This is a genomic window from Streptomyces sp. bgisy159 (genome assembly GCF_057707805.1).
Window position 1 is genome coordinate 1 of record NZ_JBYIQX010000074.1, and the last position, 16,613, is coordinate 16,613.

Here is a 16,613-nt window from a genome sequence, read left to right on the forward strand (position 1 = left end):
AAGGAAGTTGGGGAGCGCATGGCGCTCCCCCGCCTGACGGTCCTTCCGGCTGCGCCTCCAGAACCTTGGAGCCCGCTGTCGCGGGCCGGGCTGGCTACAAGGGAGTGGGGGTCGCTCGTTCGTGTGGGTTCTAGTGTACCGCGTGCATCAGGTTGATGCAGCATGTACCGTTGGCGGAAACACGAGACACCCCCCAACCAGCCGGGAACTCCCCAGAATTCCGAAGGAACGACCGTAGATGACCGGTCACCACGAATCTACCGGACCCGATCCCGCGCTGAGCAGCGATTCTGTGCGCCGGGTGACGCAGTACCAGACGGCGGGCGTGAACGCCCGGTTGAAGGTGTTCGCGCTCCTGGAGGCACAGGGAGTGCCCGCGAGCGAGGCGGACGACCTGGTGGCCGCACTGGAGGCCGGGGCGGTCGCTGGGGCGCAGTGCCAGGTGGTGGAGCTGGGCGGCATGGCGCCGGCCTCTCGGGGCCCGCTGTTCTCGGACGGCTGGGATGACGGCGTGACGGCCGTGAGCGAGGCCCTGGTGGGCATCGCGGACCGGGAGTGGCCCCGGCGCGGCGGCCGGTCGTCCGGTGCCGCTGAACTGGCCGTACACATCGCGGACGTGAGGCAGCGTGAGCGGGCCGACCTGGTGCGGCTGGAGAGGTTCGTCCGGGAGGCCGTGCTGCCGGGCACCCATCCGCACACGACGGCGCGGCGCCAGGTGCTGGAGGCGCTGGGTGAGGCCGGCGGTCTGTGCACGGCCCGGACGCGGAACGCGGACGGGGGTGTCGTGGTCTGCACGCGTGAGGCCGGGCACTACGACCCGGACGACAAGCCGCCGTTCAAGGACGGAAAGCCGGGCGGCTGGCACAAGGCGGATGCGTCGATCTGGAACAACTTGGGCGCGGCCTGCATTCCGCACGCGGCCCTCTGAAAGACCACAGGAATTGACCGCTCGGGGAGGTAAGTAAATGTCGGCGATTCAGCTCAAGGAACACCAGGTCGATCAGCGCTCCGCGTTTCGCAGGTGGGTGGGATTCCCTTCAAGGTCATCTGTGCCCCCGCAGGGTGCCCGGGGCACGATCGTGTCAGCGACCGGCTCGGGCAAGACGATCACGGCCGCCGCGTGCGCGCTGGAGAGCTTCGCGGACGGCCGGATCCTCGTGACCGTGCCCACCCTGGACCTGCTCGCGCAGACCGCCCAGGCGTGGCGGGCGGTGGGGCACCGAGCCCCGATGGTCGCGGTGTGCTCGCTGGAGAACGACCCGGTGCTCAAGGAGCTGGGCGTGCGGACCACCACCAACCCGATCCAACTGGCCCTGTGGGCCGGGCATGGGCCGGTCGTCGTGTTCGCCACGTACGCCTCTCTCGTGGACCGCGAGGACATCGACGCACCCGAGGGCCAGCGGAAGGTTCGCGGGCCGCTGGAGGCCGCTCTGGCGGGCGGAGACCGGCTCTACGGCCAGCGCATGGACGGCTTCGACCTCGCGATCGTGGATGAGGCGCACGGCACCGCTGGTGATCTTGGTCGTCCGTGGGCGGCGATCCACGACAACCAGCGGATCCCGGCGGACTTCCGGCTCTACCTGACCGCGACCCCGCGCATCCTCGCCGCGGCCCGCCCGCAGAAGGGCGCGGACGGCCAGGAGCTGGAGATCGCGACCATGGCCGACGACCCGAACGGGACCTACGGCGCGTGGCTCGCCGAGCTCGGGCTCTCGGAGGCGATCGAGCGGGAGATCCTCGCCGGGTTCGAGATCGACGTCCTGGAGATCCGCGACCCCTCCCCCGTCCTCGGGGAGTCCGAGGAAGCACGGCGCGGCCGACGCCTGGCGCTGTTGCAGACCGCGCTCCTGGAGCACGCGGCGAAGTGGAACCTCAAGACCGTCATGACGTTCCACCAGAAGGTGGAGGAGGCCGCGGCGTTCGCGGAGAAGCTGCCTCAGACCGCTGCCGAGCTGTACGTCAACGACGCCACCGACGACGACCTGGCCGCCGCCGACAAGCTGCCGAAGTCCTCCATCGACGCGGAGTTCTACGAGCTCGAGGCCGGCCGCCACGTACCGCCGGACCGGGTGTGGTCGGCGTGGCTGTGCGGCGACCACCTCGTGACCGAGCGGCGCGAGGTCATCAGGCAGTTCGCCAACGGCATCGACGCCGCCGGGCGCCGGGTGCACCGCGCCTTCCTCGCCAGCGTTCGCGTGCTCGGGGAAGGCGTGGACATCACCGGCGAGCGGGGAGTCGAGGCCGTCTGCTTCGCGGACACCCGCGGCTCCCAGGTGGAGATCGTGCAGAACATCGGTCGCGCGCTGAGGCTCAACAAGGACGGCAGCACGAAGGTGGCCAGGATCATCGTGCCGGTGTTCCTGGAGCCCGGCGAGGACCCCACCGACATGGTCGCCAGCGCCTCGTTCCGCCCCCTTGTAGCCGTTTTGCAAGGCCTGCGCTCGCATGATGAGCGCCTGGTCGAGCAGCTCGCCTCCCGCGCCCTCACCAGCGGCAAGCGCAAGGTCCACCTTCAGCGCGATGAGGACGGGCGGATCGTCGGGGCCGGCGCAGAGGGCGAGGGCGAGGACCAGGAGCAGGACGACACCGACGCCGCTGCCGAGTCGGCCCTGCTTCACTTCTCCAGCCCGCGCGACGCGGCGACCATCGCGGCTTTCCTGCGCACCCGGGTCTACCGCCCGGAGTCCCTGGTGTGGCTGGAGGGCTACCAGGCCCTGATCCGCTGGCGCGCGGAGAACGAGATCACCGGCGTCTACGCCGTGCCCTACGACGTCGAGGTCGAAGTCGGGGCGACGAAGGCGTTTCCGCTTGGCCGATGGGTGCACCAGCAGCGCAAGGCACTGCGGGCAGGGGAGCTGGAGGACCGGCGCAAGGTCCTCCTGGACGCGCCGGAGGCCGGGATGGTCTGGGAGCCGGGCGAGGAAGCGTGGGAGTCCAAGCTCGCCGCGCTCCGGTCGTACCGGCGGGCGACCGGGCACCTCGCGCCGCGTCAGGACGCGCTGTGGGGCGAGGGCGAGGCGATGGTGCCCGTCGGGCAGCACATGGCCAACCTCCGGCGGAAGGGCGCGAAGAACGGCCTGGGCAAGGACCCGGAGCGGGCCGCCGTACGCGCCACGCAGCTCACGGAGATCGACCAGGACTGGGACTGCCCGTGGCCACTGGACTGGCAACGCCACTACCGCGTCCTCACCGACCTCGTCGACGCCGACGGCCACCTGCCCGACATCGCACCCGGCGTGCTCATGGACGGCGACGACATCGGACGATGGCTCCAGCAACAGAAGCAGCCGACCACCTGGGCGCGGCTCCTGCCCGAGCAGCAGGAGCGACTGTCCCAGCTGGGCGTCACGCCCGTGGAGGCGCCGTCTCCCGCCCCGGCCACCAAGGGTGCGACGAAGGGGCAGGGCAAGGCGCAGCAGGCATTCCAGCGGGGCCTGGCGGCCCTCGCGCAATGGGTGGAGCGGGAAGGCGCCCACCGGCCGGTGCCAAGGGGCCACAGCGAAGAGATCACGATCGACGGCGAGACGGAGCCGGTGAGCGTCAAGCTGGGCGTATGGATCTCGAACACCAAGTCGAGGCGGGACAAGCTCACCCAGGACCAGCTGAACGCGCTACGGGAGCTCGGCATGCAGTGGGTGTGAACACGCCGGCTGATCGTCAAAGCACGGTCCTGATCCCTGGTACAGGGTGAGGGCCTGCGCTCGTCCAGTCAATGCCGGGTGCAAGATTTCGACTGCGGGTCCGTGGAGCATTTGCGGACCCGCAGATTGCTTTTGAGCCTCGCGGAAAAAATATTTCAGCTGGCGTGTCACGTTCGCCAACTTCCCCTGCACATAAGCCCGTACAACAAGCGATCTGCTCCGCAGCTCACTCGCGCGACTTAAAGAAGTCGTCGGGGATCGGGGGCAGACCACGACGAGGGGGCTTATGCCATGAGTGTGGATGCAGAGATCGTCGAGACCATCGACGCGGTGCTGGGCGGGGAAGGTACGGCGCGAATCGAGCAGGACGCCGCGCGAATCGAGGAGCTGGCCTGCGGTGGGTTCGAGGGGCTGGCCTACGAGGTGTTCGAGATCGAGCTGTACCGGGAGGCCGAGCCGATCCTGCTCGGCATGCTCCGCAAGGGCACGCTGGCCCGGCTCGCCCTGAAGCAGTGCAAGAGCCGCGGCTGGAAGTTCTTCGTCCACGAGGACGACATGCTGCTGCTGCGTAGCAGCAGTGCGGAGCGGGACGTCATCATGGTCGACGTGCTCGCCGAGGCGATGCGCAAGTTCCGCCGCGACCTGCAGAGCGGGCGGGGCTGGACGGCGGACTACAACGGACCGCGCGGCGCCTGCAGCCTGATGTCGTACTTCATCGGCCAGTGCGTGTGGGTCTTCCGGCGCGCGTATGTGAGGTGGGCCAGGCAGCGGGTCAGCTGGGCGCGGCTGCACGCCGTGTACGACCTCACGGAGGATGCCGCGAACGATGCCGGTATCGGCGGGCTGCTGCGGGCCACCAGCTACGAGATCGAGTCGGAAGTGTTCAGCACGGACTTCGAGGACATCCTCGAGGAGCAGGCGCCGGAGACGCAGGCGGTCGTGCGCCTGACGGTCATGGGTTTCCCGGACTCCGAGATTGCCGAGCGGCTGAAGCTCACCAGCGCCACCGTCCGCAAGCGGAGGTCGCGATTCAGGACGGCCCTGTACCAGGCGGCCCGCGAGCGCCGGATCTGGATCCCGGAGGAGCTGCACACGAAGGCCGTCTCCCGCGGGCACCAGCAGCGGGGTGCGGTGTGAGCGTGCAGAACCTCCTGATCCTTCTTCTGGCTCTGGTCGCCCTCGCGGCCGTCTCCGCCGTCGCAGGTCTGATCGGCTACAGCGTCTCCCGCGAGGGGGGCTCGTCGGTCTCCACGGCCATCGGTCGCGGCGGCTTCGTGTTCTTCAGCGTCATGACGCTGTTCATCGCGCTGCTGGCCGTGCTGGTCCCGGCCGTGACGTGAGGCAGGGGTACATCGGGCCGACCGGACCCCCGGCCGGCCCGGGGCCCCACCACACAGTCCGACCGGCGCGTCCATTGTGACTGAGCGCTTCAGTTGGCCGGTTGAGCACAACGTCCGATCAGTGGCGACGCCTCGCGGCTGTCCGAAGTGCAGCTGCCCGCACACCGATGACCTTGCACCGCCCAGGTGATTGTCGATGGAACTGGTGACCTGTGGTTTGCTGCCACGGATCGTGACCGCCTGACATGAGGAGAGCGGACGTGGACGACGAGGAGAAGATCGCGCGAGGAGTGGCCCGGGGCATCGCCCGGCACGAAGCCGCGCGATCGGAAGCCCAGGCTCGGCAGTTCCTCGGCTGCCTACTGCTGTTCGCGGTTTTCGGTGTTGGCTTCATCCTGCTCGTCACCTACGGAAGCTGAGGGGGACACCAGTTGCTTGCGCCCTGGCGTCCGGGCTGACACCTCAGGGCCAGCCCGGACGCTCAATCGGCCAAGTCGGCTGCTCACTGGCCAACTGAAGTGCTCAGCCACATCCATGTGTGACTGAGCACTTCAGTTGGCCAGTTGAGCGGGACGGACTCATCCATCCCAGCCGAGGTCTCCAGCGCACGAAATACTGCTGGCCAGCTCCCTGAGCGATCTTTAAGCTGAGCAGGTGGCCAATGGGAAAACCTCGTACGTCTGCCTCTCCTGCCGGGTCTCGTACAAGCAGCCCCACGACAGGGCGAGGCAGCGGATCTGTCCGCGCTGTGCGAAGCCGATGATCCACGCAGGATCAGCCTTCGCGGCGCCCCGGCGGCGAGACGTCGCGGCATGGCGGGCCCTCACCGTGCTGCTGAACGCAGGCGTGGGCTTCCACAAGAGCTGCTGCGGCGGACCCGGATACCGGCCCCGAACGCTGCGCGACGTGCGCGAACGGATGACATACGCGCGGCGCAGCGGTACGCCGGTTGCCAAGGCGCTCGTACGGCGTGATGTGTCATGACGTCTACTGAACGCTCAGCCGGCCAACTCGAGCACTCACTGGCCAACTGAAGTGCTCAGTCACACCATGTGGTCGACGGAGCTCGCTGCTCGGGGGCTACAGCTCGAAGTCGAGGTGTTCGATATCGGTGAAGCGGACCTCTTCCAGGCTGCCAGCACGGCGGCCACCGTCCTGGAAGTACACCTCCTTGAGCGCTTCGGCGGCGATCTCCCGCAACTGCTGGTCGCTGGCGCCCCGCTCTTGGGCGTCGAAGAGGCGGGCGGCGTAGCGGGGCGGCAGGGCGACCGTCAGGTGCCGGATGCGGTCCTGGTCCGTCGACCCGATCGGCGCGGTGTAACCGAGGCGGGCGCGGGTGTCGATGACGATTCCGCCAATGGTCGCCGCCTTCTCGCGGGCCTTCGCCCGGATCTGCGGCTGCCAGCGGGCCCTCACCTCGCGCTCCAGCCGGGCGGCGAGGTCTGGGCGCGGTTTCTTGATCTGGTCCTTCACGTACCGCTCTACGGTGCGCTGGGAGATCCGGAGCATCTGGGCAACCGCCTTGGTGCCCTTGAGCTGCTTGACCAGGTACCGCATCTGCGCGGGCGCGCTCTTGGGCACCGGGCGGGTGAACGCCCTCTGCACCGCGGCGTCCAGGCCGTCCCCGAACATGCTCATCGCGCTCCGCCTACTCTCCGGTGTCCTGGTCGGTGACGGTGCCGTCCTTGATGTACCGGGCGAGGTTGAGCTCCGGGGCGTTGAACCGCTCGCGCACCCCCTCGCCCCACAGCACGCTCTGGGTGCCTTCCCACTTCACCAGGCCCGGGTTCACTCCGAGTTTGAAGCCGCCGGGCAGCGGCTTGCCGTCCCGGTAGGGCAGGAAGTCCAGCGGCGACGGCCCGTCGGACGCGTAGACGGCACAGTCCGAGAGGACGGCCACCGGATACTGACCGGTGAAGGCAGCGTGCTTGACGATCTTGCGGTGCATGTTGATCCGGGTCCGGGAGATGACGGCGGCGCGGATGTCCGGGCGCCAGGTGGGCCGGGCAAGGGCCCGCCACGGCTGCCCGGGCTTCCAGCCCTCCCCGCGCGGGCGCTCGCGCAGCTTGCCGATGCCGCCCTTCACGGTCGCCTTGATCGCGGACACCACGATCGCCAGCTGGGGGTCACGGTGCCGGTAGCCGTCCATGGCCGCGAGGAAGTCGGCCGGCGGCATGTCCGCGTGCACGCCAAGGTCGGCCATCGTGGCGAGGTAGGCATCGCGCAGCCGCTGGTACCAGGCGTCCAGGTAACGGCCGTTGTCGTAGCGCACCCACGCCTCGATCGGCGCGACGTCGTAGCCGAGCTCCACCGCGTACGCCACGGTCGGCGTGGCGTACCAGGCCGGACCCGTCGGGCGCTCGCCCTTCGGTGTGAACGGACTGGGCAGCAGCTCGCCGTCCAGGTCCGTCCACTGCTTGGCGAGCTTCACACGGGACAGGTCGACGTGGCTCAGGTCGACCAGCCAGGAGCCGGGCAGTTTCGGATCGAAGACGGGGTTCTTGACGTGCGTCGGCGCACCCAGGCCGACCGTGAGGCCGTTCGCCCCGGCGGCGAAGGCCATGTTCACGTCGATGCCCACAAGGTGGAGGCGAAGGCATTCGGCGTCGGTGAGCGGGCGTGCCCAGTCGTACGCCTCCTCCACCAGGACCTCGGCCGGGGTGCGGTGGTGGAAGCGCGGCAGGTCCGCCAGGACCGGGTGCCCGTCGGGTGCCTCGCACGGCGCGCAGTCCACCGGATCCTTACCCAGCGAGTTGGGGTTGTGCTCGGAGTGCCGCTTGCCCGTCGCGTCCGGTTCGGAGGCGCGGGTCGGCGGGTGCAGGGCGGTCATCAGCTCCAGACCGGTCACGGCGGTGGATCCGCGCGGCGTCATCACGCGGGCCGCATACGTGCTCAGCAGCCGGGCCAGGTCCGCCGGCGGCAACTGCCCGGCGTCGGCCCAGTGCCGGGTGTCGAGCGCGTCCCACGACGGGATGCACAACTGCACGCAGGAGCGCTCCGCGCCCTGCGCGGGGCGGTAGATCCTCGCCCACGGCCCGAAGCCGCGCTTGGTCAGCTGCCAGTGGGCACGCGTCAGCTGCTTGATGACCTTGTGGCCCTCCGGCAGCCGCCCGGCCAGGCGCTCCTGTTGGGTGAGCGTGACGGGCAGGCCGTAGTACTCGCACGCCGCCTCGGTCAGCACGATCAGCGGGTCGGCATCCTTGCCCGGCCCGGACAACTTCGGCTGGCCGAGCTTCGCCTCGCGCAGCGTCCACTCCACCAGGGCCGGGATCGACTTCGCCGGTACGTCCAGGACCAGGCCGCCGACGCAGTACGCGTACGCCTGACCGTCCTCGACGTCGACGACCGCGAGCGGCCCGTTCTCGAAACGCGGATCGGCACCGCCCACCGGGGTGCTGGCGGGGGCGGCCTTCTTCGCGGCCGGGCGCCGCGAAGAAGGCCCTGACGTGACCGCCGGGCGCGGTACAGCGGCAGGGGCAGCGGGGCGAAGTGCAGTGTTCGCGGGCTCCGTAGCCGGGCCTGTGGGTGCGGTGCAGGCTTGGACCGGTTCAACTGCCGATGGCGCAGGAGCGGCTGGAACGGCAGGCGTCTCGGGGATCGCCGTCTCCTCAGGGGGCACCGGCGCGCCTGCGGGGTAGAGCTGGGCTAGTTGCTTGAGCATGCGGGCGTATGCGTCGCGCTCCGGTGGCCGCGGCTCGGTCTTGCCGGCCTCCCAGCCGCTGACCGTCGCGCGCCGCACCTGCAGTGCGGCGGCCACCTCGTCCAGCGTCAGCCCGTGCGCCTGGCGCAGCCGCTTGCGTTCCGCCGGGGGCGGCAACGGGGAGCGGGACGCGACCAGGGCGTCGACCGCGTCGAACAGCTCGGACATGCAGCACCTCCAGTCCCGACCCTAGCGTGAAGCGCACGTTTCGCGTACCAAACGCGTACGGATCCCGTAAACGGCGGTTGGTGGCACAGTTGCCCCCTGGGAAGGGGCGCCCTCGGGCTTCGGCAGTACCGGCCCGGGTCTGCAGCACGCGAGATCGGATTGCCCCAGACCCTCCGTCTTCCCTCCGGCCTCGCTGCCTCTTCGGGGGCCTCTATGCGGCCCGTCTGTCCTGGGAGGGCGGTGGTGGGGCCTGTGCGGCCGATTCGGTCTGAGCCTGCCAGACCATCTGCTCGTGGGCCCGGACCCAGCTGTCCAGGCTCCTCGAGCGTGACGGGACGTCCCGCAGAATGCGGACCGCCGAGGCAAGCCACGGCTGAAGTTCCGCTGCCCTGACGACGTAGCAGGCCTTCAGGAAAGCAATGGCCTGCTGCGGGTCGACCGGCAGCGCGTCGCCCTCGATGATGCGACGCGCGGTGGGCCGGGGCAGGATGCCGGGCCCGGACATGCGCTCCATCTCGCCGGGCGTTGGGTAGCCGGCCCACACATGCTGGTGTCGCAGTGCGCGCACGAGGTCTGCCAGACTGGACAGCAGCGTGGGATCGGGTGCCTGGCGGACGTAGAAGGGAGCCCGCGTGGCCCGTCGGGCTCTGATCCAGAGCTGGCGGGCACGGTCCATGAAGAACTCGGGGTGGAAGTCGCCCTCGCCGGCGGTCGCAAGAATGAACTCCTGGACAGTCTCCCAGGACGGCACGACCGCACCGGAAGCAGCGCGCTCGAATGTCGCAGCCGACACCACTGCGCTTCGTGCGGCCATCTGCTTGTAGGTCATCTGGGCGTTGTGCCGGCGTGCGCGCAAGAAGCCGGCGAGTTTCGCATTCTCCGGCACAGTGCGGTCGACGGGGTTCTCACGGCGTCCCATGGTCTTCGCCTCAGTTCCCGGCGCTGAAGTAGGCGCGCACGAGACGGCTGAGACGGCCCGCGCCGCGGCCCGGCACGACGGCCAGGGCGACGATCGCAGCGCCGATGCCGCCCGCTCCCGCAAGCAACTGCAGGACGTCCTGGACGGTGTGCGGGCGAGGAGCGAGGAAGGCCGCAGTGACGACGAACGCGATGATCACGCACGCGTGCGGCATCCCGAACCGACCGCAGCTCACGACGTGGTCGGACGACACCGACGCGACGGCCGCGGAATTCGGCGCGGCAGAGGGCTTGCTGCCCATCAACATTCTCCTGACTACCGTCCGGCGACCTGCCGATCGCCGGACGGTGCTATCTGGCTCCAACCTGTGGCCCAGGCGTGCGTCAAGCGGGAGTTGGCGCTCCCAGCGCACGAACGGGCTGCTACTGCGGCACAGTTTCCCAGCCCCTACGACACTCCTGGGAGGCCGTCAAGCAATTGCCTCACCAGCGCGCCAATGTGCACTTCTTCATGAAGGGAGTGCCGTCCACGACGATGTCGGGCCTGCCGAAGCGGCCCGGGATGGCCCGGACAGATAAAAACGTGCAGGTCACAGCGTTGCGTGCCGTCCTACCACGGCTGGCTGACAGTCGTGAGTACACCGAAAAGCCAGTAAAGACGCAGGTCAGGGCAGGTGGGGTTGTGGTCTGGGACCGTGCAACAGGTACGTTTCAGTCAGCCCCTTCACCCGATTGAAGGAAACCTACGGCAGAGCATTGACCTGCATTGATTCAGTTTTGTGCCTTCTGGCTTCGATAGTCTCCCTGCCTAGGGAGGCAGACTTCTCATCACAGGCAGCCGTACGGCCTGCCTGCCCTGATTGCTACTGGCTCCAACCACCGCAGCAGGGAGGGCCGGTGTTGGCGCACCAGCCCCGGGTGAAGCCGATCCCCACGCCACGTCGGCTGGGGCATCGGCTTCACCCGTATCCGCGTCAGCCACCACGCGGTCTCCGGCACACACCCTGGCTCCGCGCCCGCCCAGACCGGCGCTGTGGCCGCAGACAGCCGGATCCGCCAGGAGCAGAGAGTGGGGAATACAGCCGACATGGCTGACGCCGACGGGATGGTCCAGGGCGGCAGTCTCCCTCCTGGGATCTTCCGTGTAGCACCCTTCGCCGGGGAGACGACGGCGTCGCTGATCTGCCGCACCGCGAGCCGCTATGGGATGGAAGCGAAGGCGTTGCGGTCGTGCTGGCAGTGGCGCAACTACCCGCCGGGGCACGACGGCGGGGGCGCGCGGGCCGACGCCGAGGTGCTGCTGAACGCAGCCGGACGGCAGCTCCTGGCAGGCCTGTGCGGCGTCGAGGAAGACGTCCTGGCCCGGGCGTTGCCGTCCTGGGGACAGGAGGACTCCAAGCTGTCGGCCGGAAAGAACGGGGTGCCGGCGGCGGCGTGGCGGACCGGCGGCGCGGTCGCCGGGCCGGTCGCCTTCGGCTGCCGCCTGTGCGCGGCCCGGCGCACGGGAACGGCCGTGCGGGTGGTGCGGTACGCGCCGCGGTGGGAGCGGGCGTGTGTTCGGCATGGGCGGTGGCTGCTGGACGCGGACGCCAACCAGCCACTGGAGCACCTCGACCTGCGTGGCCTGCCGGAGGTAGTGGCGGCGCAGCGGCGGTGGGCCGGGGTGGCGCGGCGGGCGGCGCGGGCCGGGGCCGAGCCGGAGCGGGTGTTCGCCCTGGCGCACGCGGTGGTGGCCCGATGGTGGGAGCAGGCCCTGCACTGGGAACAGGAAACGATCTGGCCGCGGCGCCTGCACCAGGTCGCGGGCGGAAACGCCGGGGATGATCTAGAGCGGTGGCGGATCGTGGGGCGGGACGCGGTCGTCTTCCCCGAGGTGGTGACCGTCGCCGACGCTCTGCTGGACCCGGCCATGGCCCAGCTGGCGTGGGCAGACAGCGGCGCTGGACAGCCGCGGGCGCTGCCCGCCGACGGGATGTTCTGCCGCCGGCTCGGTGAGCGGGTCGGCCGGCCGTGGCTGGGGCCGCTGGCGGCTACCGACTACGGCGGCCCGCTGACCTCCTGGATGGGCAGCGTCATCCGCCTGCGCCGCGGCGCGGGCGGACCCCCCGGATACGACAACGATCCCTGGTGGCTGCGCCAGGAGCACCAGAGCACGACCATGGCCGGGCAGCTGAGGGTGCTGGGCAAGGAGAAGAAGGCGCCCGGATCGGGCAGGATGTGGCGGGCTGCGGTGCCCGCCGAGCAGCGGGCGCTGATCACCCGGGCGATCGAGAGCGCCGAGGAACAGCTGCTCCAGCTGCGCGGAGCGCAGACTGGGCCCACCGCCGACGTCGCCCGGCAGCTTCTGCGCAGCCTCCGCCATAGCGCCGGTCTGATCGAGAACGCCTGGAAGCGGACCGCCCTGGCCGCGGTGAACGCCGGGATGCCCCTGGAAGAGGTCGCCCAGTGGGCGGACATGTCTCCCGATGCCTTGATGAACATGCTGACGGCCGGCCAGGAAGACGACGGCTGAAGACCCGCTTCGGGAAGCGCGGAGCAGCCGCCAGAAGGGGGCTCGTCAACCGTTAGCGCACGCGGTACCCGTTCGTGGCAGGAATCCCCAAAACCAGGTCGCTGCAGGCGGATACGGCTTGGCTGAAGCAGGTGATCAACGCAGATACGGCCGGGCCAGGAAGCCGGGCAGGGCGGGTGGCGGCCGGTCGCCCTACCGGGTTCGAGGCGGTCTTTCTCGACCCCGTCGGACAGGTGGTCCAGCAGCGGTGGGCGGACGCCGCCCTCGCCGTGGCATTCGAGGACCTGGCACCGGTGTCCGCGTTCCCGGTGATCCCGGGGCGGCGGTGGGGACCGGGCCTGTGGTGGTCGGCCACCACCGGACGGCACGTGGCCGCCGGTTCGAACGCGATGCGCACCCAGCTGATGAAGCTGGACCGCGACCCGAACGTGACCGCCCTGGCGGGGCGGCCGGTACGGCTACTGTGGCACACCCCCCGCGGGCAGGACCGTTCCTGGGTGCCGCAGATCTTCGCCCGCTACGCCGACGGCACCGCCCTGCTCGCCGACTGCCCCAGCCACCCTGACGCCGGCGGCGAACGCGCGATGAAGGCCGCCGAAGCCGTGACGGAAGCGTGCGCGCAGATCGGCTGGACCTACCGGCGTCTCCCACCGCTCGACGACGTCCTGGCCGCCAACCTGAAATGGCTGGCCGGCTACCGCCACCCCCGCAACGCCGGCCGCCCCGGGCTGACGGCGGCAGTCCTCGATGCGTTCGCGCGGCCGCGGCCGCTGCTGGAAGGCGCCGAAGCGGCTGGCGACCCGATCGAGGTCCTGCCCGCCGTCTTTAACGCCCTGTGGCACAGACAGCTGACGACCAACCTGGAAACACCACTGCACGAACGCATCCTCGTCGGCCCGCCGGACTGCAGCGGCCCCGGAACGACGGGAGGTGCCGGATGAGCGCGCGGCGCAATGCCCGGCCAGCCGTGAAGGTCGGAGCTCACGTCCGGTTCCGCGGGGTGAAGTGGCAGGTGGTCGCCCTGGCCGGGCACGACATCCACCTCCTCGGCCCGGACGGCGGCGGCCAGGTGGTGCTCACCGGGCACCTGTTCGCAGACCCCGGCTTCACCGTCATCGGGGCCGGCGTACCCCAAGCGGCCCCGCAGTGGGGGCTGTTCGAGACCGCCCCCGCCGCGGCGCGCGAGAAGGCACTGGCCTGGCAGCGGCACGTGCGGGAAGTCGAGTGCGGGCTTGCCGGCGGGCCCGGTAGCGAAGGAACCGTGCGGCCGCAGTACGACCCCGAGCGGCACACGCTGGCCGAGCGCGAGCAGGCCAAGGCCGAGGAACTGACCGCGCTCGGATTCGGCCGGGTGTCGCGCACGACGGTGCAGCGCATGCGGCTCGCCTACCGCAAACAAGGTTTGTGGGGGCTCCTCGACCACCGCAGCACGCGCGCTCCCAGTCCCACTGGGCGGGCCGACGAACGAATCGTCGCCGCGGTCCGCGAAGCGCTGCGCCGCCGGCGCGGCCGCTCCAAAGGCACCATCAACGGCCTGTTTCCGCTGATCAACCAGATCCTTGAAGACCGGCACGGGCCCGGTACGGTGCCCGCGCCGTCCCAGGCCACGCTGTACCGGCTCGTCACCGCCCTCGCCCGCCCCGGCGAACTGCCCACCGGACCTGTCCGGCCCATTCCCGCCAGCTTCGACGGGCGGGCCTTCACCCCCACCACGGCCCTGCGGCCCGGCGAGCAGGTCCAGGTCGACACCACCCGTCTGGACGTCCTCGCCCTCTTCGACGACGGCACCCTCGTCCGCCCCGAACTCACCATCGCCATCGACGTCGCCACCCGTGCCATCCTCGCCGCCGTCCTGTGCCCCAGCGCGACCAAAGCCGTCGACGCGGCCCTGCTGCTGGCGGAGATGGCCGTCCCGCACCCCGCCCGCCCCACCTGGCCGAGCATCCTGCGCATGGACCACGCCCCCGCGCTCCCCCACCAGCAGCTGACCACGCTGGACGAGCGCCTGGCCGGGGCGGCGGCCCGGCCCGTTGTCCTGCCCGAGACGATCATCGTCGACCGGGGCAAAGTTTTCGTCTCCCGGGCCTTCACGGCCGCCTGCGAGAGTCTCGGCATCAGCGTCCAGCCCGCCCCGCCGTTCGCTCCCACCGCCAAAGGCATCGTCGAGCGTGCCTTCGGCACCATCAACCACTTGTACTGCCAGCACATGCCCGGCTACACCGGATCCGACGTCACCCGCCGCGGCCCCGACACCGAGAAAGATGCCTGCTACAGCGTCCCCCAGCTGCAGGACCTCCTCGACGAATGGCTCGTGCACTACCACCACCGCCCACACGAAGGCCTGCGCCACCCACTGATGCCCCGCAAAGCCCTCACCCCGAACCAGATGTGGGCCGCGCTCGTCGCCGTCGCAGGACACGTGCCCGTCCCACTGACCGGCCACGACTACCTCGAACTGCTGCCCGTGCGCTGGCAGGCCATCACCGCCTCAGGCATCCGCATCCACCACCGCACCTACGACGCGGACCTCCTCGCCCCCTACCGCGGCCAGCCCTCCCCCATCACGGCACGCAGCGGGAAATGGGAAATCCACCACAACCCGCACGACGTCCGCCAGATCTGGGTCCGCCTGCCCGACGGCGAGCTGACTGAGATCCCGTGGATCCACCGCGACCACGTCCACCAGCCGTTCGACGACCGCACCTGGCAGCACATCAGAACACTCGCCCTGCACGGCAACAGCGGCGACGCCGAGCAATACGAAGCCGACCTCACCGACGCCCTCGACCAGCTCATGCGCCGCGTCCACAGCGGCCACGCCACCAAAACCGAACAGGCCCTCCTGGCCCGCACCACCCACGTCCCCCTCCCCACAGCCCGCGACCCGCAGCACGACAGCGCACCGGGCGCCGACAACCCGACCGAGTGGGACGAAGACGACAGCATCGACGACCTCGACGACCACCCCGACACCGAAGACGACGGAACAGATCTCCCCGCCCCCTACACGGGATTCGGGCTCTACGACGCATACGAGGAAGCCGACAAGTGGTGAACCCCCGCCCCCAGAGCACCGCACCGGCCAGCACCACCGCCGACGGGGGCGGCGGCACGGCCGAGCCGTCCTGGCCCCTGACCACCTGGCAGGGCTGGCACCGCTTCGCCACCACCGCCCCACCCGTCCCGCCCCGCCCCGGCGCCCCGCCCCGCAACACCGAGGAACGCCTCGCCTACCACTCCGCGTTCGTCACCATCCGCACCCCCGCCATCAGCACCCTCGCCACCCAGGTCCGCACCCTGATGATCCTGGGCCGCCACCAGCAGACCACCGCACGGCCCTCACTGATCGTCACCGGACCCGCCGCAGCCGGCAAAACCACCGCCCTCCTCCACGTCGGCCGCGCCTGCCACCTCGCCCACACCCGCAAAAACCCCACCCCGCCCGGCACGGCGCACCCCGCCGTGCCCGTGGCGTACGTCCTCGTCCCACCCGGCGCCACCGCGAAAACCCTCACAGCCGAATTCGCCCGCTACCTCGGCATCCCCACCACCACCCGCATGACCCAGACCCAGATCACCGACGCCGTCTGCCACACCTACACCGCCGCCGGCATCCAACTCGTCCTCATCGACGAAATCCACCGCCTCAACCCCCGCACCACCACCGGTAGCCAGGCCGCCGACCTCCTCAAAGACCTCACCGAACGCCTCCCCGCCACGTTCGTCTACGCCGGCATCAACCTCCCCGACACCCCCCTCTTCAGCGGAACCCGGGGTGCCCAGCTCGCAGGACGCGCCACCCTCATCGCCTGCGGCCCCCTCCCCGCCCGCCACGGAACACGCGAACCCTTCCGCGACGTCATCACCGACATCGAAAACGCCCTCGACCTCACCCACCACAAAAACGGCACCCTCCCCCGCCACGCCCCCTACCTACACCAGCGCACCGCCGGCCGCATCGGAAGCCTCACCCGACTCATCCGCCAAGCCGCCATCACCGCCATCTGCGACGGCACCGAACGCATCACCAAGCAATCACTCGAAGCCATCCGCCTCGACCACCTCGCCGAAACCCACCACCGCCCCCGCACCCGAGGCCGCTAACCCCACCACCCGCCAGCACCAAACAGCCCTGACCAGCCCAAACGCCAACCGAGCCTTTTCACGCTAGAGACACCTACAACGAGCTCAACCGCCCTCCACACAGAACACATACCCCCAGCTCACGCACCCCGGCCTCCCCACCGCAGCCACCCACCCCGCCTCTCAGCGAACCAGCAACACATCAGGCCAGCCGCCACCCCGTACACCAACAAGCCCCCCTCCGAGCGTCA

The 16,613-nt window shown here is 70.2% G+C and carries 14 protein-coding genes; 10 read left to right on the forward strand and 4 right to left on the reverse strand.

The features are described from left to right. The first annotated feature begins 301 nt into the window (after positions 1–301). From AC3ET3_RS34925 to AC3ET3_RS34950, 6 genes are all read left to right on the forward strand, one after another. Positions 302–928 (forward strand): hypothetical protein, encoded by a 627-nt coding sequence (locus AC3ET3_RS34925; RefSeq protein WP_488191850.1) that lies wholly within the window; start codon positions 302–304, stop codon positions 926–928. A gap of 37 nt (positions 929–965) precedes the next feature. Then, positions 966–3,641, forward strand: coding sequence for a helicase associated domain-containing protein (locus AC3ET3_RS34930; RefSeq protein ID WP_435613606.1), 2,676 nt, complete (start codon positions 966–968; stop codon positions 3,639–3,641). 291 nt (positions 3,642–3,932) lie between these two features. Continuing rightward, a complete protein-coding gene (locus tag AC3ET3_RS34935; protein ID WP_435613607.1) occupies positions 3,933–4,778 on the forward strand; it encodes an RNA polymerase sigma factor in 846 nt (281 codons plus the stop codon). After that, the gene (locus AC3ET3_RS34940; protein ID WP_069974925.1) at positions 4,775–4,981 is read left to right on the forward strand and encodes a hypothetical protein; all 207 of its coding nucleotides are present in this window, start codon (positions 4,775–4,777) and stop codon (positions 4,979–4,981) included. The genes AC3ET3_RS34935 and AC3ET3_RS34940 overlap by 4 nt, the downstream gene beginning before the upstream one ends. Before the next feature lie 260 nt (positions 4,982–5,241). Then, positions 5,242–5,400 carry a hypothetical protein gene (locus AC3ET3_RS34945; protein ID WP_190047202.1) on the forward strand — a complete coding sequence of 53 codons (159 nt, stop codon included), beginning with the start codon at positions 5,242–5,244 and terminating at the stop codon, positions 5,398–5,400. Positions 5,401–5,635: 235 nt separating this feature from the next. Continuing rightward, positions 5,636–5,965 carry a deoxyxylulose-5-phosphate synthase gene (locus AC3ET3_RS34950; protein ID WP_435613608.1) on the forward strand — a complete coding sequence of 110 codons (330 nt, stop codon included), beginning with the start codon at positions 5,636–5,638 and terminating at the stop codon, positions 5,963–5,965. A 96-nt stretch (positions 5,966–6,061) separates the two neighbouring features. On the opposite strand, the gene tpg is transcribed toward AC3ET3_RS34950, so the two are convergent. The 4 genes from tpg to AC3ET3_RS34970 form a co-directional block, all read right to left on the reverse strand. Then, positions 6,062–6,619 (reverse strand): telomere-protecting terminal protein Tpg, encoded by a 558-nt coding sequence (gene tpg, locus AC3ET3_RS34955; RefSeq protein ID WP_069974927.1) that lies wholly within the window; start codon positions 6,617–6,619, stop codon positions 6,062–6,064. Between the two features lie 10 nt (positions 6,620–6,629). After that, the gene (gene tap, locus AC3ET3_RS34960; RefSeq protein WP_435613609.1) at positions 6,630–8,849 is read right to left on the reverse strand and encodes a telomere-associated protein Tap; all 2,220 of its coding nucleotides are present in this window, start codon (positions 8,847–8,849) and stop codon (positions 6,630–6,632) included. Positions 8,850–9,060: 211 nt separating this feature from the next. After that, on the reverse strand, positions 9,061–9,768 hold the full coding sequence (locus AC3ET3_RS34965; protein WP_488191851.1) for a helix-turn-helix domain-containing protein: 708 nt from the start codon (positions 9,766–9,768) through the stop codon (positions 9,061–9,063). Positions 9,769–9,778: 10 nt separating this feature from the next. After that, the gene (locus AC3ET3_RS34970) at positions 9,779–10,069 is read right to left on the reverse strand and encodes a hypothetical protein (RefSeq protein WP_435613611.1); all 291 of its coding nucleotides are present in this window, start codon (positions 10,067–10,069) and stop codon (positions 9,779–9,781) included. Between the two features lie 785 nt (positions 10,070–10,854). On the opposite strand from AC3ET3_RS34970, the gene AC3ET3_RS34975 reads away from it, so the two are divergent. The 4 genes from AC3ET3_RS34975 (at position 10,855) to AC3ET3_RS34990 (ending at position 16,383) form a co-directional block, all read left to right on the forward strand. Further along, complete coding sequence (locus tag AC3ET3_RS34975; protein WP_435613612.1) at positions 10,855–12,279, forward strand: TniQ family protein; 1,425 nt, start codon at positions 10,855–10,857, stop codon at positions 12,277–12,279. Between the two features lie 233 nt (positions 12,280–12,512). Next, a complete protein-coding gene (locus AC3ET3_RS34980) occupies positions 12,513–13,220 on the forward strand; it encodes a TnsA-like heteromeric transposase endonuclease subunit (protein ID WP_435613613.1) in 708 nt (235 codons plus the stop codon). After that, entirely contained in the window at positions 13,217–15,334 is a 2,118-nt protein-coding gene (locus AC3ET3_RS34985) for a Mu transposase C-terminal domain-containing protein (protein ID WP_435613614.1), read from the forward strand. The genes AC3ET3_RS34980 and AC3ET3_RS34985 overlap by 4 nt, the downstream gene beginning before the upstream one ends. 77 nt (positions 15,335–15,411) lie before the next feature. Continuing rightward, positions 15,412–16,383, forward strand: a complete 972-nt coding sequence (locus tag AC3ET3_RS34990) for a TniB family NTP-binding protein (RefSeq protein WP_435613615.1) — start codon at positions 15,412–15,414, stop codon at positions 16,381–16,383. Positions 16,384–16,613: the final 230 nt, after the last annotated feature.